The sequence below is a fragment of the Streptomyces aureus genome (genome assembly GCF_001418135.1).
GTDB classification, from domain to species: domain Bacteria; phylum Actinomycetota; class Actinomycetes; order Streptomycetales; family Streptomycetaceae; genus Streptomyces; species Streptomyces aureus_A.
Genome location: NZ_LIPQ01000662.1, coordinates 1 through 1,501, shown reverse-complemented (window position 1 = coordinate 1,501; position 1,501 = coordinate 1). Strand labels below are relative to the sequence as shown.

1 protein-coding gene is annotated in these 1,501 nt (G+C 72.4%); it reads left to right on the top strand.

What is annotated here, in order from left to right:
* Positions 1 to 266: 266 nt before the first annotated feature.
* A complete protein-coding gene (locus AOK00_RS35805; protein ID WP_254047632.1) occupies positions 267 to 1,316 on the top strand; it encodes an EamA family transporter in 1,050 nt (349 codons plus the stop codon).
* Positions 1,317 to 1,501 lie beyond the last annotated feature (185 nt).

The window sequence follows — 1,501 nt, the reverse complement described above, 5'->3', positions numbered from 1 at the left end:
GTGGTGTGGGCCGCGCGGGGCCCGCCCCGCGCGGCCCACACCACGCAGACGCACCCTCCGATCGCGAGCACCAGGACGCCGGTCAACGCGAGCACGATCATGCGAGTCCCCCTGTCTTGCGTCTTGCCCCACCGCTTCCGCGGTGGGTCCGGACATCCTGCCATTCCTCGAAATCGGTCACCACGCGCCCGCGTAACCGCCTCCGCCTGCCCGAATACGGGCAATTCTCTTGGTCATCGGGCCTTTTACTCCCTACTCTCCTGCTCATGACAAGCCCCGCCGTCGATCCGGCCCCCGAGGCACCCCAGGCCGCCCCCGAGCCCGAGACCCGTACCTCCGCGCATGCGACCGCGACCACCGCGACCACCGTGACTGCCGCCACGCCCAGCGCCGCCACCGCCACCACGGCCGCGCCCGCCGTTCCGACCCGCCGGATCACCGGGGCCGTCTGGGCCGCGCTCGGCATCGTGTACGTCGTCTGGGGCTCCACGTACCTCGGCATCCGGATCGCCGTCGAGACGATGCCGCCGTTCCTCTCCGCCGGCGTCCGCTTCGTCACCGCCGGCCTGCTCCTCGCCGGGATCATCGCCTGGCGCCAGGGACCCGCCGCCCTCAAGGTCGACCGACGGCAGCTCGGGTCGGCCGTGCTCGTCGGTCTGCTCCTGATCCTCGGCGGCAACGCCCTCGTCGTCCTCGCCGAGACCTCCATACCCTCCGGCCTGGCCGCCCTCCTCATCTCCGTCGTCCCGGCCTGGGTCGTGATCCTGAAGGCCGCCACCGGCCAGCGGCCGAGTGCCGGCGGGCTCGCCGGAGTGCTCCTGGGGCTCGTGGGACTCGCCGTGCTCACCCTGCCGGGGATCAGCGGTGAGGTGAAGGTCGGCGGGGTCGTCCTCGTCGTGGTCGCGACCCTGCTGTGGTCCCTCGGGTCGTTCTCCTCCGCGCGCCTCCCGATGCCCGCGAACCCCTTCACCGCCAGTGCGTACGAGATGATCGCGGGCGGTCTCGCCGGCGTGGCCCTCGGGCTGTTCCGGGGCGAGCACCACGGCCTCGACCTGGCCGAGATCTCGACCCGGTCGTGGGTCGCGCTCGGCTATCTGATCGTCTTCGGCTCGCTGATCGCCTTCACCGCGTACGCGTGGCTCCTGCAGGCCGCGCCGCTCTCGCTCGTCGCCACGTACGCGTACGTGAACCCCGTCGTGGCGGTCGCCCTCGGCGCCCTCGTCCTGAACGAGGCGCTGTCGTGGCCCATCGTCCTCGGCGGCGCGATCGTCGTCGGCGGAGTCTGTCTCATCGTCTCGACGGAACGGCGCCGATGACCGGCGCCCTCCGGTGCGACGCCTCCCGAACGCTCTCCCGTGCGGCGCGTTCCGCACGTTCCCCGGTGCGGCGCCTGCCGAACGTTCCCGTCCCGCCAGGCGACTCCGCCTCTTGGGCCAATTCGGACAGAGGTTCCGGCCCATCACTCCACACCGGACAAGCCCACGCCCGCCGCCCCGGCCCT

Bases quoted from the DNA above. Each gene is read 5' to 3' on its own strand.
- AOK00_RS35805 (WP_254047632.1), top strand. From the start codon at position 267: ATGACAAGCCCCGCCGTCGATCCGGCCCCCGAGGCACCCCAGGCCGCC.